The organism is Gluconobacter sp. Gdi, from assembly GCF_014132155.1.
GTDB lineage: Bacteria > Pseudomonadota > Alphaproteobacteria > Acetobacterales > Acetobacteraceae > Gluconobacter.
In genome coordinates this window covers 152,312-175,665 of the sequence record NZ_BLJQ01000002.1, presented here as the reverse complement: position 1 = coordinate 175,665, position 23,354 = coordinate 152,312, and the positions used below count along the sequence as shown (strand labels likewise).

Sequence of the window (23,354 nt, the reverse complement as noted above, 5' to 3'; positions counted from 1 at the left end):
GCTGGACGCTTTAAGAATAGTCAAAATAGGCATAATGCTTTCAGGCGCGTGTACTGACGTTTGGTAAGGTGGAGCAAGTTTCGTGGGCAATATCACTACCGGATTCAGCATTCTTTCGAGCTCACAGACCTCTCCACAGGTAAACGAAGAATTTTCCTCTCAGCGCGAATGGTTTCCCTGGTGGCAGATCAGCCTCAAAGAGCCCGTTCGCGTCGAAGGCATAAGACTTGAAGGCTTTCTGGAAGGCACAGACCAGCCTCCTCTCATGACGGTTCTTATTTCAGACGACGGACAAAACTGGCTTCCTGTCTGGACACAACCTCTCTACGAACCCGACACCCGCGCAATAACCTCAGTCTCTTTTCAGCAGGTATTTTCTGCTCGCCACATCCGCCTTCGGTATGATGCGTTCGGCGTCCTGAGTTTTAAAAAAGCTGTTTTTGAGACTTCTGCTTTCACAGGGCATGAACAAACAGTTGAAGAGGCATTACGCGGCTATAAAAAAACTGCCGCAAACTCACAGGTCGTACTTTCAACGCTTTTCAACGAAAGCGATGAGTTCCTTGAACAATACATTGACAATTTTCTGGCCTACACCCCTGAGAATGTCTGTGTAGCGCTAAATTTTCCTTCTGAACGTGCAATTCCTCCCCACATCAAGACGATCAGCCCCCGTGTACATGTTTTCAACGGGAAAATCCGTCGTGAGAAATGGGGGCACACGCTTCTTCTGGGGCATCTGGAAGCCTTTGAAGAAGCACAAACCGCTTTTCCCAATTTTGATTATTTCGCCACCATGGCCTCCAATGGGCTCATGGTCCGAAAAATGGACGTTGCCGCCGCAATCGAGCAGCTTCCGCTGGCCTGTCGTGTTCCTGTCGCCTGCGAGCGGGCCTATGAGAGAGATCTCGATGTAGATGTGCTGGAGCCGACATACCATGGGACATGGATGTGGCATCATTTTCGCAACTCTACCGGTTTGGGAAATTATCTCCGGGAGAAACTGGCCGTAGAAAAGGTCTCTGCGACGCAGATCGAAGGTCTTTTCGCGCGCAGGCAGGACTGGGACCAGCTCCATGCACGCAAAAGCCTGATTGAAGGGCTGGAAGACTTCATTTCCTTCGAAAACTATATGGCTATCGAGGAAGTGCTTCCAACGTCCATTTTCGATCGATTTGGAACGGGCCAATACACGCATATCTGTCGTGTTCTCTGGTCAGGCACCCGCCAGACAACGGTTTCAGACCTTCTGGAAATGGTCCCCACTATGCCGGATCATTTCTGTGCACTGAAGTGGTTTGACCGCTCCCGGATTGCCCAGTCCACTGTTGCGGTGACAACACCTTGGGGCCGCAGCCTTCTGGAAATGGGTCAAAGCCAACACAGTGATATCGAACAGTTCCAGAAAGTTACCCTTGCCAAAACCCTGCTTGCAAAAGCGTATGAAGCAGAACATTTCGGCCCACTGACAAACCGTTGGTGGCCGACCGATGCACAAGGGAAAAAGGGCTTTAACTGGTCCGTCAGGGATCTGATATGCAACCGCCAGCATATTGAATTGGATATCCCTGAGCGGTCCCCTTCCCGGGTGGCTCCAGCATATCTGTTCATGGAAGCCACAAACCAACGTATCTCTGTGGCCTTGAATGTACGGGAAACTGCAGAGGCCGAAACCATTTTACGGCTATCCTGCAGCGCGTTGACAGAAGACGGCGCGCCCGTTTCAGGGGTGCATCTGCAAGGCTATCTCTATCTTTCCGGCCTGCAGGGAGACACCGTCTTTTGTCTCTCCATCCCTCGTGGGAAATGTTTTCCACATGATGCGCTGGCTCGAACCGTTTTTCACGATGAACACGGTTACACGGTCGATTACGCCGATCGTATTGAGCATTTTGATGATGTTGAAAAACGTTATTTTGTGCGCAAAGCGCGCGGAGCAGAGGGGCAGGTCTGGCTTGGTCTTCCTATTCACTGCAACGCCACAGTAGAAGTCGGCCTCTCAGTAGGCCCGGACTATCGCACCAACCGCAGCTTATCCGTCTGAGATCTGACACTGATATGATTGACCTCGCGCTCGGCAAACCAGCTACCCAGAGTTCCAAGCATCCAGATATTCTGCTGCCACTGACCGTTGATGCTGCCAATGCAAATCGGCCAGATCGCTCTGATGCTCATTTCCAAACGGCTGCAGAGTGGTTTCCCTGGTGGCAGGTCGATCTCGAAGAACCCTGCGTCATTTCAGATGTAGTGTTGTACAATTCATCTTTCTGGCCGGTCCGGGCCCGTATGTTTTCAATTCTGGTCTCACAAGACGGCCAGACCTGGAAAGACGTCTTTTCGAAAACGGATCACAGCGTTTTCGGTGACAACGACGACACTGCTTACAAGGTCGTGTTTCCAGAGCCCGTTATCGGACGCTTCGTAAGAGTTCGACTGGATAACTGGGACCATCTCCATCTGAAAAGTGTCCGCGTTTATGGGGAGCCATGTCGAGCAACCCTGTCTACCAACGTACCTGAAACGCTTTCATCTTCTCCTGAAGGGGTTGTAGTATTCGCGACCAACTACAACGAAGAAGACAGATTCCTACCGGTTTATATCGATAATTTTCTGAATTTTACTTTTGAAAATTGTCATATATTTATCAATTTTCCAAAATCACGCCAGATACCAACTGACCTTCTAACACCAAATCCACGTGTCCACGTTTTTAATGGTGTCATTGAACGCAAGAAATGGGGTGGCACCCTCTTGCTGGGCCATATGGAATCTTATGGCGAAGCACTACGCACGCTGGGGAAAATTGATTATTTCTGCACCTGCGCGTCAAACGGGTTATTTGTACGCCCGTTCGATTTCACGGCAGCTGTCCGACGTCTGGAATTAAAAGACGAGGCGCCCGTCGGCATGACGCGTCACTATTTAATAGACGTTCCCCTAGACGACGTTCCCCGTGGAGAAGCCTGGGTATGGGACAACCTTCAGGAAGCCGAAAATTTTAGAGAATATCTGATTAAGGAAGCGGATGTTCTCTTCATGTCCATCAACCAGATTGAAGGTCTTTTCGCCCCTAGTGAAGAATGGGGCACATTATACGAACGCATTAATATCTTAAAAAGATGTGATGAATACTTTTTAAATCCAACCCAAAAGACACTTGCATTAGAAGAATTCTTGCCAGTTACTTTTTTTCGAAGCTTCGGTTCGGGAAGATTTACAAATATCTGCCACATGCTTTGGGAGCCAATTCGAGAGGTCGCCTTCCCGGAACTTCTCGAATTTGTGAGAAAACTTCCTATTCATATGTGTCAGGTCAAGTGGTTCAGTCGGGATCCTGATTCCACGCCAACGGCCGCACTTTCTCACGCATGGAGCCGAGCTCTTCTGGAAACACTCTCCAATGAAGAGACCCCGGAAGCTTATCATGACCGGTTTCTGAACCGTGTTTTGACCCAGAGCTTTTCTGATGCCGTTCGTAAAAATGAAGTTTATACGCCTTTGACACGCCTTTGGCGCTCCGATGCACGGTGGGGCCGCGTTCAGTGGATTTACTCTTCTCTGCTTCCACAGGGCGAAAAAACGAAGGTATCTCCCGCATTTCCGGGCACCCCTATGCAGGAGGATGGAATTTCATCTGCGTGGGTTCTCTCCGCAGACCCTATGCACGATGGTCTGCAATATGAAGCCGTCGTTGCAGAAGAGCCTTCCAATACGACCCTTTCTCTTCAGGTGAGCCGAGAAGGCGAAGCTTTTGGACGGCACGAGTGGGGAGATACACGGGCTATTCTGTTTCTTTCTCCCTTGGCAGGAGAAAAAGCTCAGGTGTTCCGTCTTTCGTTGCGCCGGCCTTTTGAACACGCCCATGAACAACTCATGCACAATGTCAGGCGGTCTGATGGGCGGTCCAATTTTTCATGGCCGCTGATCATGCAGGAAGATGAAGGCAATATGCGCCACTTCTATTTCTTGCGTCCGCAGAACCATAAGGGCGAAATCTGGATCGGAATTCCTGCATTCCTCAGAACATCCATTTCCATGGAACTCGCTTTTGGAATTGCTTCCGTTTAAACGACGGGGGCTCAGCATTGTGTGTGGCAGACAGGGACTATCTGCTCACACACAATGACTGGCCGATAAAAAATTGGGCATGACAATACAGCCCAATTTTCCTTATCCCCTGCAAAGGGAGTGTTAATCAGTTACCAGCTCTGAAGTTCAACACGCTTCCAGCTATTCGAAGCAACACAGACATAATGATAGTTTGCGTCATCTGTGAAGTCGCCAGGCGTGCAATCCGCCGTTGAGGATGATGGTGTTGAAAGCGTTTCCCTGAAGGCCTTGGCTGTTGCCGTGGTCGCCGTAACAGTATCTCCACCAAACGTGCTGACCCCGGTTGTTACGATACCAGCAAGGCGCAGAAACCCATTGGTATCTCCTGCCTGATTGGTCAGACTGATCGTCTGAGAGTCTACCTGAGAAAAGCTGGGAGCGTTCCCTGCACCAACTCTAAGCCCGGCCGGGGCACGCGCAGTACCATCAGATTCCGTCACAAGTCCCAGCTTGGTATTGCTGCCCTGGCCAACAGCAAGAGCGACACCGCCGGTATACCCACTAGGATCAAATACGATCTGGCCAGCCTGCACACATTGTGAGGCACTGATTCCAGAATCCAGCATATAAGCCGTTCCATCGCAAAGAGGAGCAGCGTTGTACTGGAGACTGGGGTTACTGCTTTCCAGCGCACCAAGATGCAAGGAGCCGTTTCCTGATGATCCATCCTGCGAACCATAGAACGAAAGTTCTGTGTATTTCCCATTTACAACACCATTACCCATCATAGAGATTGGCTGTGTTGCATTAACGTCTGCAGACATGTTGGCCTGATTACGGACGTCAAAGAACCCACTATCTGACTTGATCGTTTCGCCTCCTGGAATAACGCCACCTACCCAAAGACCGATACCAAGAGTATTAGCCCCTGACAGCCTCAGCATATAGCTGTCATTAGCCAAGGGTCCTGAGGTGCCATTATAGGCAAGGGTGAGCCCCTTCATGGACACTTCGCCAGGATGATCCTGATTCGCCCAGAAGTCCCACTCATTATCGAAGGAACGGGTAACGCTATCGGTTTTTCCGACGCGATACTGAAGGTTGTAGTTGTTGAAATTCTTGTTGTTCATGCCCAGAAAAAGCGTGGGCTGGCTATAATTATGATACTGGCTAGTGTGGGTTTCCTGTCCGGTAGCAGGGTGGGTATAAGTAATCTGATTGTCTATCTGGTCTCCACTATTTTGCCCTGGAGCTGCGGTAGCAGCGGCACCCCATGCACCAACAGTGCACCATCCCGGTTGGGCGGACGATGTCCCTGGGTAGTATCCGCTCTCTACAAAAAATGTGCTGTGCGCACTATCAGTGTTGGCCGCATCCCAACCAGAAAAATAGGCAAGATAGTAGTTCGGGAGATCCACATTCGTAGCATCAGGATTGTACCCCCCTTCCGTGCTATTCATTCCTTTTGCGTAATTTGTCCAAATAGCCATACGATTTTGAAACAAATTCATTTCAAGCGTATTAAGCGCTGGATACACAGACACTTCGTTCGCCCCAAGGAACCTTATGGCATGAGCAATTCCGTCAGATGCCAGATACTGGACCGTTACACCTGTGCTGGCTGCCACTGCGGAGGCCAACGTGTACCCGGATGGCAGAGTGACTGTTGTAAGGTTGGTCGAAGGGTTATAAGCCGCCTGCGTGATTTTTGCAGTTTCAGAAGACACAGTGCCGGACGCTCCTGCCAGCGAGAGGCCTGAAATCTGGCAGCCTGCCAAACTGTTTGCCGCCTGAACTCCACACCCTAGAGCACCGACCAGCGTAAAGCTTGAGGCCCCGGCAGCAGCATCTGTCCCGATGCTGTATGAGGTTCCTACAACACGATAGGATCCGTCACTTTCTGTAGCCAGAGTATTTCCTCCCAAAGCATCCAGTGGGGAAACATCGCTGGACCGGGCATCAATATTAATTCCGTCCGTAATACCCGCGCCGGAACGGTTATTGATTTCTGGCCCCCCCATATCCGTGAACTGATAGCAGGACCCGCCTTCATCTCCACCACTGGTGTTTGCACACGAGGCTTTCAGATGCACAAGAGAATTTGCCGTAGATCCACCCAACATCAGTGTATTAGGGTTTTGGTTTACTGCATCCCAGTGATTGCGGGACATGGTAATAAAAGGAGTAGTAGTCGCACTCTGATAAACAGACTGTCCTTCGTATCCAACTTCCAGAGTTCGATCCAGCTTTGCAAGTGCGTCAGCAACGCTTTGCCCATTAACCGTGACGTCTGCACCAAAAATTCCCGTCCCGGTGGAAATTCTGTTATTAAACTCCCAGGTATTTCCATATGATAAATTATCGAAATGACAATGCCCCTGGCCGTCGCTGCCAGTGGCAGTGTCACACCAGATAAAGACATCATTATTTGCGATATAGGGATTACCCGGGTGGAAGTGAATTGCCTCCGTCTGTCCGCTATTATTTTGCTGCTGTGCAAAAAGAATATTCCCAACGGCGTCGCGCCCGACCACCCCGTTAGGAACGTCTTTCTGGTTGCTCGCCTGAAAGGCATCCATTGTTGTGGAAAGCGTATTCAGAAGACCTGAAAGCTGTGTGCCTCCGACAGTACCCTTGTCGATAGAACCACTGACCGGTGCCGTGATGTACCCTGAACTGTCCAGTACCACGGCATTGGATTCTACGCCCGTAGGAGCCTGGCACGGAACAGGATGACCTGCATCATCCAACCCGCATGTCATCATGACCACTGTTGTGGCATGCCATTGATTATCTGTTCCTTTATATGCCGGAACGACAGGTTTCTCGTTGTTTCCAACGGCTGACACCACTTTAAGCGGCTGGTAGCTGCCATCAGTTCCTTTGTAAGCCGCAGGAGACGCAGCAAAAGAATGCAGAGGAATTAATAATGATGAAATTATTAAGAGATTTTTTTTCGTCATCGAATTCTCTGTTAATTAGATTTTCTGTAACGACGAGACACAAAAAAAGCCCTTTCCCCAGAAGAGGAAAAGGCCATCACCGTGAATTTATTGCTATTTTTACTTGAAACAGCCGTTACATATGTCGGCTATCTTCTTTTCTTCTACCATATTGCGCGTTCTGAATCAATTAAACTTTCCAACGCATTTAAACACATATCTAACAAACTGGCAGCCCCGCTAGAGGAATACGGGGCTGTTCAACAGTTTGCATTACAGTGGTGCATAAATTGCTCCCAGATAATCGGGAGTGCCACTCACGCGATCCAGACGCGGGTAACGCAGGCCATCATGATATGGGATAGAAATCGTGCTGATGTGCTCGCCAGATTTCACGACAAGCCTGATCGGCTGTTTCGGGTCTTTTTGTGCGTCCGCGATGGCATGACGCAAACGATCCCCTGTGTAGGCCATGTCATTAACAGCCAGGATTGTCTCTCCTGACGCCAGACCCGCCTTGTATGCAGGGCTCATCCAGTGAACACGTGCTGTTTTGCCATCACGTGTGACACTCATACCGAGCGAGAACGTCAAATCCACGCTGTGACGAACAGCTTCCGATGCTTTGATGAATGATGTTGGCTTGTCTGTGTAAACAAGCTTGTACCCACCGTTTGTCAGGCCATCCAGCGGAGCGTGCGGTCGGATAGTGTCCAGACGGTCATGCAGGAATTTGGCCCAGTCATATGGCTGGATGCTGTTCAGGGTCGAAGCCACCTCATCGAACTGATAGGGGCTGACGATAAAGCTTCCATTATTCGTGCCGAAAAAGGCCTTCGCGAAATCGTTCAGAGATTTCTGCCCGTTGGAAAGCTTGCGGATCAGCGTATCTGCGTCGAGCCAGACAAGCTGACCTTCCACATAATAGTCCTCCGAACGCTGCCAGTCGCGCCATGACAGAGGAGCACGCTGAGCAATAACGGGATCATTGGTGGTGTCTTCCAGCGGGCGCCACAGACGGCCTGTCTGGTTTTCGTAGGTTGCTGCCATATAGGCCAGCGCTTCGAAGCCCTGATCCTTCGTTACAAGCCCTGAACGGGCTGCAAGGACATTTCCCCAATACTGGGTCTGACCTTCATACACCCAGAGTAGAGACCCGCGTTGTGGCACATTGAAGTTCGGAGCCCACATATCAGCCGGGCGACGATACTTGCCGTTCCAGGAATGCGTATACTCATGCGCGAGCAGATCACGCTCAGGGAACGTTTTGTCCCATTCCGTGAAATATCCCGGAGCAGCGGCGTTCTCGCTGGATTGATGATGCTCCAGCCCGATCATGCCCAACTCTTCCGTCAGAGCGAGCAGGAAGTCGTAATGGTCATAATGATGGGAGCCGAACAGAGCCGTAGCCTGTTTGACGAGGTTCTTATGGGCTTCAATCTGCTGCGGCGTTGCATTCAGGGATTCTGCATCGTCTGCAACAACATTGAGCGCGACAGGGACATGATCCGGCCCGGTCAGATCAAACTTACGGAAATACCGGCCCGCATAAATCGGGGAGTCGACCAGCGTATTATAGGTCGTTGCATTGAAGTGGGTTTCATCGCCATAGGCAGAGGCGCGCAAAGCAGAGCCAATCTGCCATCCATGCGGCACCAGAACGCTTGGCTTGACCGTAATATCCCGCGTGAAATACCCAGCCGGGTATAGAGAAACCTGATCCCACTGAACATTGACAATGGATGGCGTCATGACGACACGGCCCTGACCCGGCGTAACCGGAGACAGAAGCTGGAAATGAACGTCGAGTGTAGGGGTCGTGGCGGAAACGGGAATATGAAACGCAGCGATATTGACCGTGTCGCGCTTCCAGGGAATCGTCTTGCCACCTGATTGGATTTTCAGGCTGGCAAGCTGCTCAATGACGCCTGTTGGGGAATGATCGCCCGGAATCCACATGGGATACAGAAGGATCAGTTCGCCTTTCTCTACAGCCTCTTTCGGAACGGGAACCGTTTCATGGATGGACATGACGTGATGGGCCGTGTCTGTCGCATCAACAGCAACCGTCAGAGCGCCGGGAAAGGGCTTGTCCTGCGGGTCTGGGATGGCGGCAGGCAGAGGGAGCGGCTCTGGCTGAGGCTGGGCAAAGGCTGGGGCAACCAGGCTGCTGAACGCAGTCAATGCCACCAGAAAGCGCATACGCATCATAAGGAAGGTTCCGATTTGTAAATCAAAGTCCTTCCTGCCCTAATTGCCCTCGCAGGCATGCACAAGGGGTAATAGTGTCGAACGGGTTTTCAGGCTCGTGGCGTGTAACCCATCTTAGATCCTACAAGAATATAGTGATCCAGAAGCGTATCGTAACGCCCCATTGCGACATCCATGGCAGCAGCGGGGTAAGCGGTAGCATAGTATTTGTTGTCCAGGTGAACGGGATGTTTCCCTTCCCAGAACCCAGCGCTACAGAAATGATTGATTGACCCTACAGCTCCATAAGTTCCAAACAGCCCTATATCTCCGTACATTCCAAGATAATCTGCCACACTGAAAACACTGAGCGCGTCATTCAGTGTGGGGCGGTTGCTCTGGCGTTTCTGTAATATGGATGCTGCTGGAACATATTGCCATGTTCTTCGTACGGGATCGAGATAGTCCCGATAGTTCGCGATGTCTCGCGAGTGATAAATAGGAAAGACATAAAATTCGTATCGGGGGTCATCCAAAGGCAGCAGCATTGATGAAGGATGCTGCTGGGGTGACATCACGCCTGCGACCGGAAAAAAGATTTTTCTGGCATCTGAAAGCCACGCAGCGAGCCAAGAGAACGTACTCAATGCTGGAACGATGTAGTGTGATCGACGAATATAATCAAAATCAAGCGCCTCCCCGCGGGAGGAAATAAAACGTGCATCTGGAAAGCGCTGTTTCAGTTCGTCCAGATAAGGTGATGGCGTCAGTTGACCATAGAAAATTGGTTTCTTGCCGGTTTTCTGGATGAGGTGTTCATAGAATTCCGGAGGGAGCATTGTATAATCCGGATGCAGACCCGAAAGAACCTCTCCGCCACGGATATTAATGACAAGATCATCAGGCCCCCCATACTGCTCATTATCGGAGCAGTATGGGAAAATTTTATCATAGTCCGTAATTCTGCGATCAGGAAAATTGTCGATATGCTGGCTATACCCTTCCAGACTGATAAACGCCGCATTGGAGCGGGGGACAATATGGCAGTAACCATCTGTTGAGACACGTCCATGAACCCGAGAGTTGATAACCTCTGTGTCATGCAAGCCAAATTGATTTCTGGTGTCGATGTCTGGAATTGAAATATCGAAAAGCGGAATTCTTACATTGCAGATGGTCCCATAACCAAGATCCGACTGAAGCTTCAGAGCCGAAAGATACATCATCATGATGTTCCCGGTATTTCCGTACAGAGATACTCTGATTGTAAAGTTCTTCATGGCCTGTAGCACAGTTATGGTTCAGCTAGACCATAACATTTGTTGAAACAGGGGTCCATTCCATGAAGAACCCAAGCGGTAGAGGAAGATTACGCGTCTTCTGGAATGTAAGGGAGAATGGACCATCCCGCCTCTGAGGGTGACAGATAAAGCGGGGTTGCATTTGGCAAACGAACATTGACGGGTAGACTCATTCCCGCCCGCAGGCTTCTGAACAAGGCGCCATGTGCGACAAAGAGGGGTGTTCCGTCAGTTTGCAGGGAGCGGTTAACCGCTCCAACAGCACGTGCCTGAAGGGTTGCAAAGCTTTCAGCACCTTCGGGCGTATAGCCACCTTCAATCCATGGGTCATACCATTCTCCCATGGGTTGCCCCTCCTGCACCCCGAAGCAGACTTCCTTGAGTTCGGGATCAATGATCAGAGGAAGATCAGGCCCCCCGCTGTCACGAATGGCATCACGAGTGTGTTCTGCGGTGACAAGGGCGCGGCAGAGGGGGGAGGCAATAATCCGGTCGAAAGGTGTTTCTCCCTTCCGGAACAGGTCCGCAAAAATCTGACCTGCACGGATCGCCTGTGTCAGCCCCGTGGCATTCAAAGGAATGTCCGTCCGCCCTTGGGAGAGACCTCTGAGGTTCCAGTCTGTTTCACCGTGCCGGAGATACCAGTAAGGCTTGGTCAGGATCTTCGGCATGGATGAAACCTCCAGAGATGGGAAAGCTTAGTCGAAGAGTGAGGAAACCGAGCTTTCGTCTGCAACGGCGCTCATGGCGCGAGCCAGAAGATTAGCAGTCGTAATCTGGCGAATGTTTGGCGTATCGAGCAGCGCCTGGGTGGCTGGGATGCTGTCCGTCAGGGTCAGCATGTTCAATGGACTGTTTTTCACGCGCTCGCAGGCATTACCAGTCAGAACGCCGTGAGTGACATAAGCCTCCACGCCTTCCGCGCCCCGGCTCATGAGAGCATTGGCCGCGTTACAGAGTGATCCACCACTGTCCACAATGTCGTCTACCAGCACGCAATAACGTCCTGAGACATCGCCAATCACGTTCATGACTTCCGACACGCCGGCGCGTTCACGGCGCTTGTCGATGATGGCCAGATCAACGTTCAGACGCTGTGCAAGCTGACGGGCACGAACAACACCACCAACATCAGGAGACACGATCATGAGTTCCCGGTCTGGAAGGCGCGTTTTAAGATCACGCACGAAAAGCGGAGCCGCGTACAGGTTGTCCGTCGGAATATCGAAGAATCCCTGAATCTGCATGGCGTGCAGATCCATTGTCAGGATACGGTTGGCACCTGCTTCTGTCAGCAGATTGGCAACCAGCTTTGCACTAATGGGCGTACGGGGGCCGGACTTGCGATCCTGTCGGGCATATCCAAAATACGGCATGACAGCCGTTACCCGGCGGGCAGACCCACGACGCAGCGCGTCGAGCATCACCAGCAGTTCCATGAGGTGATCGTTTGTCGGCATGCAGGTGCTCTGCACCACGAAAACGTCCTCACCGCGGACGTTCTCCTGAATTTCGACAAAGACTTCGCCATCCGCGAAGCGTTTGACCACGGTTTTGCACACGGGCAGCCGTAGTTCACTCGCCACCGCACGAGCCAGCGGCAGATTACTGTTGCAGGCAACGATCTTCATGAAACGGCCTCGTCTGGTATCCGTCAGGGGGAGAATTGCGCGCTTTCTAACAGCGCACCCCCCTGCTGTCATCAGTTCTGAGCCATTCTTTGCACGGAAGTTGGGCTTGATGTGCTGACCGATGCAAGCGAAACACATTCAAGAACTGTCTGCGCGGCCTGCTGGAGGCTGCTTCAAGCTTCAGGAAAGGTCGGGATATGGCCCTGAAAGACTGTACGGGTTTCGTTGGTCGGAGACTTCTGATTCAGGACCTCCCAAACCAGCGGGACGTCAGAAATGCTGTCTTTATCCCGCCTGGAACTGCCCCGCAGTGGGGACTTTTCGAACCCTCGGGCCGAAGTGTTCCTGAGGGAATGCTCTATACCGGCGCAGGTGCGCTTCACACACCACTCTGTTCCAGAGATTGTGCGGATATTCCGGCATGCCCGGTTCTGAGTGATGAGTTTGATTATTTTTTCCTTGGAAACCTGAATCCGTCATATCCTTATTTCTTCGCCAACGTCTTCTCTCGCCTGTGGGGTCTTCCTCCTTACGCACGATCACGCCTGAAGCTGGTGTTTAGCAGTCCGCAATCTGTGGCTCAGTTGATGGCGCAGAGCTACTTTAGGACGATCACGACGGCCCTTGATCTGACGGCAGATCATTTCCTGCAGGTTTTATCCCCAGTCCGCTTTCCAAGGATCACAGTTGCAGCGGCGGCATTTGAAGAGCTTTCCTTCATTTATGATGTCTTTGCAGATCTGGCGCACAGCATTGGGCGAAAAATTTTGCCCGAAGGCGAACAGAATCACCCGGGGCGCGTGCTCTTTCTCTCGCAAGAGAAGCTGCCCGAGGGCAATGTCAGGGTGGAAAATGAAAGCCTTTTGACGTCCGCGTTGAGAGCGAAGGGAATTGGAACCGTTTATCCAAGTGAAATGACTTTCCGGGATCAGCTCAAGCTCTGGGCGTCAAATCCCCTCGTGATCGGGTATAATGACGCCTATCTGCATACGAGCCTCTTCTTCCCTCAACGAAGGGTTGTCACACTGGCACATGGTCCGGATATGTGGGTCAACCAGTGCCTGGTCGATAAGGCGAACAACAATCACGCCCGCTATCTGTACGACAGTGCCGGCCTGGAGCCAGTTGGCGCAGGAAGTGGCTTTCATATGAACTACCGGATTCCTGACCCCGAGAAACTTGCAGATGAACTGGCGGACTTTACCTTGGGTTAACCGGATCAACCCCTCGAAGGCATGTTCGATTTCTGTTTCATTTTGAAACAATCGGGCCACACAAACGTCTTGTCGCGGATGAACTTTCCTCCGCGAATAGCGTTTCGATAACGAACGCTTCTTCAAGGAGTTATACCCAATGTCCATCAAGTCCGTCGCCCGTGTTGCACTTTCCCTGACGCTACTGTCTGGTGCCGCCGTCTCTCTCTCGGCCTGCAACACTGTTCGGGGTGCTGGTCAGGACGTCAGTTCCGTGGGCCACAATGTGTCTCGCGGTGCGAACGCAACGCAGGATGCCATTCAGCGTCACACGGATGCCTCCACGCACTGATTGCTGTCTCTCTTCAGGGAGAACAGTCAGAAAAAGCCGCCAGAGTCTTCTCTGGCGGCTTTTTCTATGGTGCTTAAGGAAACCTACAAGATTACGAAATATGACACATAAGCGGTTTTCACGTCTCTTTGTGTGCGATTCCACTTGTAATCTGTGATTTCCCGGTCTCATATTCCTGACTGAACAGACGTTCTCGGGGCGGGGTGAAACTCCCCACCGGCGGTATTGAAGGGATTTCGGTCCCTCCTAAGCCCGCGAGCGCCTTCTTATCCACGGATAGGAAGGGTCAAGCAGATCCGGTGAGACTCCGGAGCCGACGGTCATAGTCCGGATGAGAGAGAACGCAGCACTTGCCCGATTGCTCGGGTGGGAGGACCGTGCATTTTCGCACTCTCCCACTGCGAACATCGGTTAAGGGTGGCGTGCGCCCTGCGAACGTCCCGAATAATGGGACCGTGACCGCAGCCTTGTTGAAACAAACCGCCTTTTCCAGTGCCGTCAGTGCCAGCCAGATCCGAGCAGGATTTCGGATGGCTATTGACCGTGCGGCCGACACATTGGGAGCAACATCTCCCAATCCGTCTGTCGGATGCGCACTGCTCGATGCAGAAGGTCGTGTTCTCACCATCGGCGTTCATCCGAGGGTCGGGCAGCCTCATGCAGAAGCAATGGCTCTTGCACAGGCTCGCGATGCCGGCGTTCTGGGCGATGTGCGCACCGCGATTGTGACGCTTGAGCCCTGCAATCACACGGGGCGTACACCTCCCTGCAGTGAAGCGCTCCGCAATAGTCCCGTCGAGCATGTCTGGATCGGCGTTGCTGATCCTAATCCGCAGGCTGCGGGCGGCGCAGAGCGGCTGCGGGAGATGCCAAACGGGCGCAGCGTGACATTCCTTTCGGATGTCCCGGAAATGGCTGATCTTGAGCGCGATTGCCGTGCCCTTCTGGCGCCTTTCCTGAGCCGCGTCGTTCGTCATCGTCCGTGGATCAGCGTCAAGCAGGCTCTGGATTCAAATGGTACGATGATTCCGCCGATGGGACAGACGACGTTCACGTCCGAAGCCTCACTGACGCTGGCTCATCGTCTTCGCCGCGCTACCGATGCCATCATCACGGGCATTGGTACGGTTCTGGCTGACAAGCCGCGCTTTACAGTGCGTCGGGTAGCGGATCACGCGGATCGAGGCCCACGCCTTCTTGTGGTGTGTGACCGGAAAGGGCGCCTGCCCGCAGACTGGAAAAACGGGATGGAACAGGCCGGGTTCACGGTTCTGGTCACTCCTGACCTTCTCTCCGTCCCTGCCATGCTGGCCGAGCGCGGCGTGAACTGGGCCATGGTGGAAGCCGGTCCATCCCTTCTGAAAACAGTGTCCGACGCTGGTCTATGGGACGACTGGCTGACCATCCGCAAAGACGGCGACACTGATCACATCGAACTTCAATCGCGGGACGAGAGCCCGCTACGACTGCTGAGGGAAAGCGCATGTTCTCTGGAATCATAGAGCGTCTGGGTACTGTCAAAGCCGTCTCCCTCCGTGACAAGGCCATGGACCTGACTGTCGAGACAGGCTTTCCTGATCTTGAGCTAGGCGAAAGCGTCGCAGTGAATGGCGTCTGTCTGACGGTTGAAACGTTCGATGCGGCTGGGGTGGCAACATTTCATCTGAGCGGCGAAACTCTCTCCCGGACGCCTCTCGAGCAGCTCAAAGCCGGTTCCCGCGTTAATCTGGAACGTGCGGTCGCAGCCAATACCCGATTGTCCGGGCATATCGTGCAGGGACATGTCGATAATGTTGCGACGTTTGCCAGTGTCGAAAAATCCGGAGATTCTTACGCCCTCCGCATTTTCGTCCCACAGGCCCTGCGCCAGTATGTCGTGGAAAAAGGCTCCATCACGTTCGATGGGATCAGCCTGACGGTTAACGAACTGCATGATGATGTTGTTCGGGGAAACCAGTCCGGATTTGAGGTTGGTCTGACAATCATCCCACATACCTGGGACCATACCAACCTCTCGTCCCTCACAGTCGGAACACGCATGAACGTGGAGGTCGATGTACTCTCCAAGTACGTCGAAAACCTGCTGCGCTTCTCGCCTACACTTGGAAAGGTTGCGTCATGAAGCCATCCCTGAAAGCTGCCATCGAAGCCATTCGCGCAGGTGGCATGGTCGTCATGGTTGATGACGAGAACCGTGAAAATGAAGGCGATCTGGTCATGGCGGCACAGTTCGCTACTCCGGAAGCCATCAATTTCATGGTGCGTGAAGCGCGGGGTCTGGTCTGCCTTCCTTTGGAAGCTGAGCAGGTGGACCGTCTTGGTCTACCCCCCATGGTTAGCCGCAACCGTGACCCGCGCGGCACGGCCTTCACGGTCTCCATTGAGGCGGCCACAGGCGTAACCACTGGCATTTCGGCCGCAGACCGTGCCCGGACAATCGTTGTTGCTGCCAGCCCTGACGCAACAGCAGCCGATGTCATTTCGCCGGGCCACATCTTTCCTCTGCGCGCGCACCCAGAGGGTGTAATCGCCCGTAACGGCCACACCGAAGGGTCGATCGATATTGCGCGCCTCGCTGGCCTCGAGCCTGCTGGTGTGATCTGCGAAATCATGGCGGACGACGGGAGCATGATGCGCCTGCCCGAATTACGCCGCTTCGCCGCAAAGCATGGAATGCCAGTCGTCAGTATTGCGGACTTGCAGGAGTGGTGCCGCGAGCACGGGCGTGGCTCCGTGGATGATGCTCAACTGATCAGCACACCAGTCCCTGCTGCCGGTGAAATGGTGGCTGTGTCTGCTCTTCCCAGCATTTTCGGTGGCCATGATCTGAAGATTCATGCCTTCCGGGCCGTAGACGGTGTCGAACACGTGGCCCTCGTGAAGGGAGATCCGTCTCAGGGAACCCCGCTGGTTCGACTGCACTCAGAATGTGTCACGGGTGACGCATTGGGGTCTTTGCGGTGCGATTGCGGCGCTCAGCTTCGGGAGGCTCTTGAGCGGATCTCGGCGTCTGAATGTGGCGTGCTGATTTATATGCGCGGTCATGAGGGCCGGGGCATTGGCCTTGCCAACAAGATCCGGGCCTATGAGCTTCAGGATGGTGGCATGGACACAGTGGAGGCAAACGAGGCTCTGGGCCTGCCCGCGGATGCCCGTGAATGGGATGCAGCCGCTGACCTGCTCCGGCATCTGGGCGTCACGTCCCTTCGCCTTCTGACGAACAATCCGGACAAGGAATCCAATCTTGTTCGCTTCGGTTTTGATGTGCAGTCCCGCGAGCGACTGGAAATTGAAGCCAACCCTTTTAACCGGGCCTATCTCGCCACCAAGCGGACGCGGATGGGCCATTTCCTTCAGGAACAGCCCGCATGAGCAAGCATATCCCCGTCGCCCCTGACCTGCGCCTTTCTCCAGCCCCCAAAATGGCGATCATCGTCAGCCGTTTTAACACTGGCATTACAGGTGGCCTGAAGAATGGGGCGCTCGAATGGATGGAAGAGCGCGGCATCACGGATGTGGACGTCTATGATGCTCCGGGGGCGTTTGAGCTGCCGCTTCTTGCTCAGCGACTGGCTAAATCGGGCAAATATGAAGGCGTGATCTGCCTCGGCTGCGTCATCAAGGGAGACACCGCGCACTTTGAGTTTATCTCCTTGGGTGCAACCATCGGTATCATGCAGGCTCAGCTCGCAACGGAAGTACCAGTCGCGTTCGGTATCCTGACAACTTACACCGAAGCACAGGCTGTTGCCCGTTCACGCGAAGACGCTGAGAACAAAGGCCGTGAAGCTGCCGCGGCCTGCGTGGAAAGCGTAGCTTTCCTTCGGAACGTGCCGGTAGCCTAACTCGAATAAGCCAAGACGGTCTCAGTCGTCTTGGCTTAAAGCCCTCTCGTTGGCCTGCTGCCGAAACCAAGGCGTCATGCGACGCACAGCCTCTTCAATCCGATCAGTGGAAACGGCAAAACTGAACCGCATGAAGCGATTACCATTGACTGGGTCGAAGTCTACACCAGGCGCCGTCGTGACCCCCGTTTCCAGAAGAAGCTTACGACAGAACGACAGACTATCCTCTGTGAGATGTCCAATATCCGCGTAAATATAGAATGCACCATCCGGTGGTGCGATATGCGTCAGGCCAAGCGAGGGCAGAGCTTCAAGAAGCAGATCGCGGTTTCGACGATAGGTCTCAATATGGCCATCGAGCTCTTGCCGACAGTCAAAAGCGACCAGTCCTGCATGTTGACTCAGCGCCGATGGTGTGAGGAAAAGATTTCCCATGCGCGCCCGGGCAGCATCTATCTTGTCCGATGGCACAATCAGCCATCCCAGCCGCCACGGAGCCATACTGAAGTATTTTGAAAAGCTGTTGATCACAAGCGCGTCTGAGTCATGTTCCAGAACACTATGGGCGGGCTCCCCGTAGCTCAGACCATGATAAATCTCGTCTGATACAATCCGGATTCCACGGGCCTTGCAGACATCAATGATAGCCTGCAATTCACTGTTTGGCAGAATTGTCCCCGTTGGATTGGCAGGGCTGGCAATAATAAGACCGTCTGGTGCAGGTTCCAGCTCGGCCACGGCTTTGGCCGTCAACTGGAAGCGTTCAGCTTCTCCGCAAGGAATTTCCACCGGCACCATATGAAGTGTGCGGAGCGTATTCCGGTAAGCAACATAACCCGGTCGTGCGAGCGCAATACGCTGCCTAGGCACAAAACAACTCGTCAAAGCCAAGACAAGCGCCGGAGAGGCGCCGCAGGTCAGGATTACCTGCTCTGGCTGAACGGCGACGCCGTAGGTCTCCTGGTAATGCCGGGCAATACGCTCCTTGAGGGGCTGGCTTTCCCAATATCCCATGGGATCTGTCGCCAGAATATGCTGTGCCCGTTCAATGGCTTCCTTCGGCGCACCAGTGGAGGGCTGACCAAACTCCATATGAATGATGCTGCGCCCCTCCGCCGCAAGCTTGTGAGCAAGCGCACTAATGGAGATAGCGTGAAACTGGTCAATGTCCGGAACGGGCATGGGAAACTCGGTACAAAACTTCAGAAGCGACGGTAAACCAGTTCAGGCGTTTCTGCCTGCTCCACCGCCTTCTCGACGATGTCATGAAATGGTGAGCGGCTGCAAACCGGGTCCATGTTGGCGGCATTCCCTGTCAGAGCCAGCGCCTGACAACGACAGCCTCCCCAGTCGATCTCCTTGCGGTCACAGGCCCTGCAGGCTTCCGGCATCCACTCCGTTCCGCGGAACATGTTGAACAGGTGGGAATTATTCCAGATATCGGCAAGCGATTCATCCCGGACGTTCGGGAAGGTCACATTCGGAATGATTTCCGCAGCATGACAGGGAAGAACACGACCAGACGGGGAGATGTTCACGAACCGCTGCCCCCAGCCGCCCATACAGGGCTTGGGACGGTCTGCATGATAATCTGGCGTGACGTAATCAATGGCAAGACCTCCCTTCTCACGCTCGGCTTCTACAGCACGCGTGGACTCTTCGAGCTGTTCTCTGCTGGGAAGCAGCGCATCGCGGTTTTTGAGGCCCCAGCCATAATACTGGGTATGAGCAATTTCGACGCGGCCAGCCCCAAGCTGACGTGCCAGCTCAAACATTTGTGGAATGCGCGCGACATTTTCCCGGTGAACAACAAAGTTCAACGTCATGGGAATCCCGGACGCCTGAATCAACCGGGCGGCTTTAAGCTTGCGAGGCTGCGCGCCTTTCAGGCCGCCAATGCGTTCGGCGCCCTCTTCCGTCACATCTTGGAAAGAAAGCTGGATATGATCCAGCCCGGCCTTATCCAGCGCATCAAGTTTGGCTTCATCCAGCAGGACGCCGGAGGTGATAAGGTTTGTATAAAGATTCAGCTTTCGTGCCAGCGTCACCAATTCGACCAGATCTGGCCGGGCCATAGGCTCACCGCCCGAGAAGTGAACCTGCAGGACGCCCATCTCCGCCGCCTGTTCAAGCACCCGCCTCCATCCAGCCGTATCCAGCTCTGCCGCCTTGCGTTCCAGATCCAACGGATTGGAGCAGTATGGGCAGGCAAGCGGACAACGATGGGTCAGTTCAGCCAGAAGGCTCATCGGTGGCTGGGGCAAGGTCATGCGCGCAGAACGCCCTTTTCCGTCAGATCAGAAAGAAGCGCGAGAACATCTGTGGAGATGACTTCGCGCGGGGCGGAGAACTGTTCCGTCAGCTTCTCTATAATAGAGCCAACAGGCAGCTCCCCGTCCACAAGACCCAGGATATGTGGGGCGGCGCCTTCGATAATGAAAGCCTTTTCGGGAGCCTGAACAAGCCAGACATCCCGAACACGGTCATGTTGCAACCGATGACCACGCGCAAAGGACAGGACGGTCTCTTCCGTCACGCTCATGGGACGAAAGCGCCCGGCGGGATGTGCCCTTCCACATACGCGTAATCCAGCGCATCCAGCATGGACCACAGAACGGAGCACTTGAACTCCAGAGCACCCAAAACTTCGCGCTGCTGTTCTGGCGTTCGAGCATTCTCCCGCACGTAGGCCAGCGCGAAATCGGAATCCCGAGGAGCCTGCGTAAGGCGTGGGGTGAAATAGGCCAGCGTTTCTTCAGAAATGAAGTCGTAGTGCCGCAGCATCCCCGAGACACGTTCGCTGATGATCGTGGGGGAGAACAGCTCGGTCAGGGAGGATGCGATAGCGGCCAGAATGGACTGATCACGCACGAAATTCACATACGCATCCACAGCAAAGCGCGTCGCGGGCAACAGGCCGTCCGTGCTCTCCACATAGTCCCGATCAAGACCCAGACCATCCGTGAGTACGAGCCACCGGGCGACACCACCTGTTCCCGGCTCTGTACCGTCATGATCCTCGATGCGGCGACGCCATTCGCGGCGCAGCTCGGCGGTCGGGAGGCGAGCAAGGAGCGTGGCGTCCTTGGCCGGGATCTTCGCCTGATAATAGTAGCGGTTCAGGGCCCAGGCCTGCACCTGCTGCTTCGTCAGAAGCCCGTCATGCAGCTTGCGGTGGAACGGATGACGGTTGTGATAGCGCTCAGCACCAATCTGGCGGAGACGAGCTTCGAGCTGATCAGGGGTCAGGAGTGTCATGGTGTTTCCAGTCTGAAAGTCATGCCGTCTTCGGACACGGTCCACCCCGCGTTCTCGACGTCTTTGCGTTCCGGACTGTCTTCCATCAGAACCGGGTTCGAGTTGTTGATGTGAATCAAGACTTTACGCGGTTTTGAGCAGGACGCGAAGCACTTCACCGGGCCACCACTATCCCGGACAGAAACGTGCCCCATACGCTGACCTGTCTTGGGACTCAGCCCTGCGCGGATCATTTCATCATCGCGCCATAGGGTGCCGTCAAAAAACAGCAGATCCGCTTGAGCGGCACGTTCGATGATTTCTGGTGTGATGTGAGCGCAGCCGGGGATGAACAGAACCGTTTGCTTTCCATCCGTGATGGACACACCCAGTGTCTCATCAGGTCGGGAACCTTCGGCTTCTGCATAAAGCGGAGCTTTCCCCGGCACAGCAAAGGCTGTGAGCGTCAGACCTGACAGGCTGCCATCCTTCAGCTTTAAAGCGGTAGGCGCATCAAGCGTCAGAGGAACGCGCGGGACAATTGCAGGATCGAGCGCACCGAAGATCGGATTGGCCGCCAGTTGCTCCAGTGTGGAGTCACTCCCCATGAGCGTGAAAGGCTCACGTTCCCGCAGGGTCAGCAGACCCGTAATGGCGTCAATTTCACCACAGGTGAGAATGACGCTCTGGATCGGGGTCCCGCGCAGACTGCCCTGATGGTGAAGGGCCGGAGTCTCGATAATCTGCTGCCGGAGATCAGGGGAGGCGTTGAGAACAAACCAGTGCTCTCCATCAGCACTCACGGCAATGGAGGCCTGAGTGCGAGGGCGTGCGCCCTGTCGCGTGCGGGCGGCTACACAACCCGGCGCTGCGGAGTTCCATTGGGGGAAACCACCGCCGGCCGCGGAGCCGAGCACGATGACATCAATCATTTTTCAGAAAACCGTCTGGGAAGCATGAACAGAAAACGGCCGCCCCTGTGGGAGGCGGCCGCCATTTTCCCCGAAAGGAAAAAGATAATTACTTCTTCTCGCCGCAGACGTACGAGTTGATTTCTGCGCCTAGCGGAATTTCGGTAACTTTCGGCGTGTTCCAAGCCATGGCTGTTCTCCTAGCTCCAGGTTCGCCAGCAGGGCAGACCCCCACCAGCTCTGATCATTATTTAGTTACCTCTTCCCACTGGAGTTCAAGAGGGTTTTTGGGCAGAACACGCAACTGTGTCCTCTGTCAGGGCTTTTACCCTGACGTCACCCTTCTCCGCTTCAGGCATCAAACATGTCCGGCCGTCCGACAGAGCCTTCCGCAGTTTCCAGCCAGAAAGGCTCTCTTCCGCCGGAAGAGGATGCATCCGGCCCAAGTTGGCCCCCTCCGCGGGATAACGATGAGCTGCCAGATCCGACGCTCGACCGTAACATATTACGTCAGCACCTGAACGTCCGGGACATCTGCGTTCTGATTCTGACGATTCTGGCCGTATTCTACTCTCTATACTTCACAGCCCCCATTCTTCTGCCGTTCGTGTTCGCACTAGTCGTCAATCTGATGATGATCGCCCCTATGCGCTTCCTTCGGCAGAGGCTTCATCTTCCCAAACATCTGGCTGCCCTTCTGTTGATCGTTGCCATGTTTGGCGTGGTTGGAGGGATTGCGACCACGATTTCCGTCCCCGCGGCGGGATGGATTTCCCGCGCACCACAGACCCTCCCTGCTCTTCAGAGCAAACTGGCCGTCATGCGAGGGCCGATTGAAGTCATGCAGCGGGATTACATGCGGCTTTCCGGGATGTTCGGCGGCTACAGACCCTCTGGTTCTCATGCCGTAGCGGCTCCGATTGGTGGAGAGAATGCCCTCAGCCGCCTTGGAACGTCGGTTCTCGCGGGCACCAGGGAAATTGCAGGCGGCTTCTTTTCCATGCTGCTGATGCTCTTCTTCCTCATGACGGAAGGGGACACACTGCTACGCCGGATTGTGGAAATCATGCCCACATTCCGGAAGAAGCGTCGGCTCGTTCAGATTACGACCCAGATCGAACGGAATGTCTCGCTTTACCTTGCAACCATCACGATGATGAACCTGTTGGTGGGGCTTGCGAACATGATCCAGTGCTGGGCAACGGGCATGCCCAATCCCCTGCTCTGGGGGGTTCTGGCTTTTTTGCTCAACTACATCCCGATCATCGGCCCCCTGACCGGAATGGTGGTTTATTTCGTTGTAGGGCTCTTTACCTTCCCGTCCCTGCTTTATGCACTGGTTCCCCCTTCCATCTACCTGCTGATTCATGTGCTGGAAGGAGAAACCATCACCCCTATGCTTCTGGCCCGGCGTTTCACGCTGAACCCGGTTTTCGTCATGGGGTCTCTTCTGTTCTGGGACTGGATGTGGGGCATTTCCGGCGCCTTCCTGTCCGTCCCGATGCTCGCCGTTTTCAAGATCATCTGTGACCATATCGAGGTTCTGGCCCCCCTCGGCCACATCCTTGGCGGATCCCGCAGACGGTCTCTCAGCAGCGCAATAACAGCCCAGCTTCAGTCCGAAACCTGAGGAACATCTGGTCAGACAAGGGGTTTTCAGGCTAGAGGCAGCGACATTGTCCTGCCTCAGGAAACATCAAGG

Annotated in this window: 20 protein-coding genes and 1 riboswitch; of the genes, 9 read left to right on the top strand and 11 right to left on the bottom strand. The window is 54.0% G+C overall.

Going from position 1 to position 23,354, the window contains the following annotated elements:
- The first annotated feature begins 82 nt into the window (after window positions 1–82).
- Window positions 83–2,044, top strand: a complete 1,962-nt coding sequence (locus JN414_RS04710) for a discoidin domain-containing protein (RefSeq protein ID WP_202206922.1) — start codon at window positions 83–85, stop codon at window positions 2,042–2,044.
- A 14-nt stretch (window positions 2,045–2,058) separates the two neighbouring features.
- Window positions 2,059–4,068 (top strand): discoidin domain-containing protein, encoded by a 2,010-nt coding sequence (locus JN414_RS04705; RefSeq protein WP_202206921.1) that lies wholly within the window; start codon window positions 2,059–2,061, stop codon window positions 4,066–4,068.
- A gap of 131 nt (window positions 4,069–4,199) precedes the next feature.
- On the opposite strand, the gene JN414_RS04700 is transcribed toward JN414_RS04705, so the two are convergent.
- The 5 genes from JN414_RS04700 to JN414_RS04680 all read right to left on the bottom strand — a co-directional run bounded on the left by JN414_RS04700 (window position 4,200) and on the right by JN414_RS04680 (window position 12,114).
- Window positions 4,200–6,800 carry a hypothetical protein gene (locus JN414_RS04700; RefSeq protein ID WP_237389872.1) on the bottom strand — a complete coding sequence of 867 codons (2,601 nt, stop codon included), beginning with the start codon at window positions 6,798–6,800 and terminating at the stop codon, window positions 4,200–4,202.
- Window positions 6,801–7,265: 465 nt separating this feature from the next.
- Window positions 7,266–9,203 carry a M61 family metallopeptidase gene (locus JN414_RS04695; RefSeq protein WP_202206919.1) on the bottom strand — a complete coding sequence of 646 codons (1,938 nt, stop codon included), beginning with the start codon at window positions 9,201–9,203 and terminating at the stop codon, window positions 7,266–7,268.
- A gap of 89 nt (window positions 9,204–9,292) precedes the next feature.
- Complete coding sequence (locus JN414_RS04690; protein ID WP_237389871.1) at window positions 9,293–10,411, bottom strand: hypothetical protein; 1,119 nt, start codon at window positions 10,409–10,411, stop codon at window positions 9,293–9,295.
- Window positions 10,412–10,551: 140 nt separating this feature from the next.
- Window positions 10,552–11,154 (bottom strand): histidine phosphatase family protein, encoded by a 603-nt coding sequence (locus JN414_RS04685; protein ID WP_202206917.1) that lies wholly within the window; start codon window positions 11,152–11,154, stop codon window positions 10,552–10,554.
- Window positions 11,155–11,181: 27 nt separating this feature from the next.
- Window positions 11,182–12,114 (bottom strand): ribose-phosphate pyrophosphokinase, encoded by a 933-nt coding sequence (locus JN414_RS04680; RefSeq protein WP_046900960.1) that lies wholly within the window; start codon window positions 12,112–12,114, stop codon window positions 11,182–11,184.
- Between the two features lie 197 nt (window positions 12,115–12,311).
- On the opposite strand from JN414_RS04680, the gene JN414_RS04675 reads away from it, so the two are divergent.
- The 6 genes from JN414_RS04675 (at window position 12,312) to ribH (ending at window position 17,504) form a co-directional block, all read left to right on the top strand.
- Window positions 12,312–13,328 carry a DUF563 domain-containing protein gene (locus JN414_RS04675; protein ID WP_202206916.1) on the top strand — a complete coding sequence of 339 codons (1,017 nt, stop codon included), beginning with the start codon at window positions 12,312–12,314 and terminating at the stop codon, window positions 13,326–13,328.
- A gap of 139 nt (window positions 13,329–13,467) precedes the next feature.
- The gene (locus JN414_RS04670) at window positions 13,468–13,659 is read left to right on the top strand and encodes an entericidin A/B family lipoprotein (protein WP_046900458.1); all 192 of its coding nucleotides are present in this window, start codon (window positions 13,468–13,470) and stop codon (window positions 13,657–13,659) included.
- 185 nt (window positions 13,660–13,844) lie between these two features.
- Window positions 13,845–14,006: riboswitch (FMN riboswitch) on the top strand.
- A gap of 183 nt (window positions 14,007–14,189) precedes the next feature.
- On the top strand, window positions 14,190–15,161 hold the full coding sequence (gene ribD / locus JN414_RS04665) for a bifunctional diaminohydroxyphosphoribosylaminopyrimidine deaminase/5-amino-6-(5-phosphoribosylamino)uracil reductase RibD (RefSeq protein ID WP_252348572.1): 972 nt from the start codon (window positions 14,190–14,192) through the stop codon (window positions 15,159–15,161).
- Window positions 15,143–15,781 carry a riboflavin synthase gene (locus JN414_RS04660; protein ID WP_064275216.1) on the top strand — a complete coding sequence of 213 codons (639 nt, stop codon included), beginning with the start codon at window positions 15,143–15,145 and terminating at the stop codon, window positions 15,779–15,781. The genes ribD and JN414_RS04660 overlap by 19 nt, the downstream gene beginning before the upstream one ends.
- Window positions 15,778–17,031: a 3,4-dihydroxy-2-butanone-4-phosphate synthase gene (gene ribB, locus JN414_RS04655; protein ID WP_202206915.1), complete on the top strand. Its 1,254-nt coding sequence runs from the start codon at window positions 15,778–15,780 to the stop codon at window positions 17,029–17,031. The genes JN414_RS04660 and ribB overlap by 4 nt, the downstream gene beginning before the upstream one ends.
- A complete protein-coding gene (gene ribH, locus JN414_RS04650; RefSeq protein WP_202206914.1) occupies window positions 17,028–17,504 on the top strand; it encodes a 6,7-dimethyl-8-ribityllumazine synthase in 477 nt (158 codons plus the stop codon). The genes ribB and ribH overlap by 4 nt, the downstream gene beginning before the upstream one ends.
- Before the next feature lie 21 nt (window positions 17,505–17,525).
- On the opposite strand, the gene JN414_RS04645 is transcribed toward ribH, so the two are convergent.
- From JN414_RS04645 to pqqA, 6 genes are all read right to left on the bottom strand, one after another.
- Complete coding sequence (locus tag JN414_RS04645) at window positions 17,526–18,686, bottom strand: pyridoxal phosphate-dependent aminotransferase (RefSeq protein WP_202206913.1); 1,161 nt, start codon at window positions 18,684–18,686, stop codon at window positions 17,526–17,528.
- Between the two features lie 20 nt (window positions 18,687–18,706).
- Window positions 18,707–19,774: a pyrroloquinoline quinone biosynthesis protein PqqE gene (pqqE, locus tag JN414_RS04640; protein ID WP_202206912.1), complete on the bottom strand. Its 1,068-nt coding sequence runs from the start codon at window positions 19,772–19,774 to the stop codon at window positions 18,707–18,709.
- Window positions 19,771–20,046: a pyrroloquinoline quinone biosynthesis peptide chaperone PqqD gene (gene pqqD, locus JN414_RS04635; protein ID WP_064275210.1), complete on the bottom strand. Its 276-nt coding sequence runs from the start codon at window positions 20,044–20,046 to the stop codon at window positions 19,771–19,773. Before pqqD ends, pqqE begins: the two co-directional genes overlap by 4 nt.
- Window positions 20,043–20,762, bottom strand: a complete 720-nt coding sequence (pqqC, locus tag JN414_RS04630; protein WP_064275209.1) for a pyrroloquinoline-quinone synthase PqqC — start codon at window positions 20,760–20,762, stop codon at window positions 20,043–20,045. Before pqqC ends, pqqD begins: the two co-directional genes overlap by 4 nt.
- A complete protein-coding gene (pqqB, locus tag JN414_RS04625) occupies window positions 20,759–21,673 on the bottom strand; it encodes a pyrroloquinoline quinone biosynthesis protein PqqB (RefSeq protein ID WP_202206911.1) in 915 nt (304 codons plus the stop codon). Before pqqB ends, pqqC begins: the two co-directional genes overlap by 4 nt.
- Window positions 21,674–21,761: 88 nt before the next feature.
- Window positions 21,762–21,842 (bottom strand): pyrroloquinoline quinone precursor peptide PqqA, encoded by an 81-nt coding sequence (pqqA, locus tag JN414_RS04620; protein WP_010502998.1) that lies wholly within the window; start codon window positions 21,840–21,842, stop codon window positions 21,762–21,764.
- A gap of 174 nt (window positions 21,843–22,016) precedes the next feature.
- Here pqqA and JN414_RS04615 point away from each other — a divergent pair, with 174 nt between their 5' ends.
- A complete protein-coding gene (locus JN414_RS04615) occupies window positions 22,017–23,282 on the top strand; it encodes an AI-2E family transporter (RefSeq protein ID WP_202206910.1) in 1,266 nt (421 codons plus the stop codon).
- Window positions 23,283–23,354 lie beyond the last annotated feature (72 nt).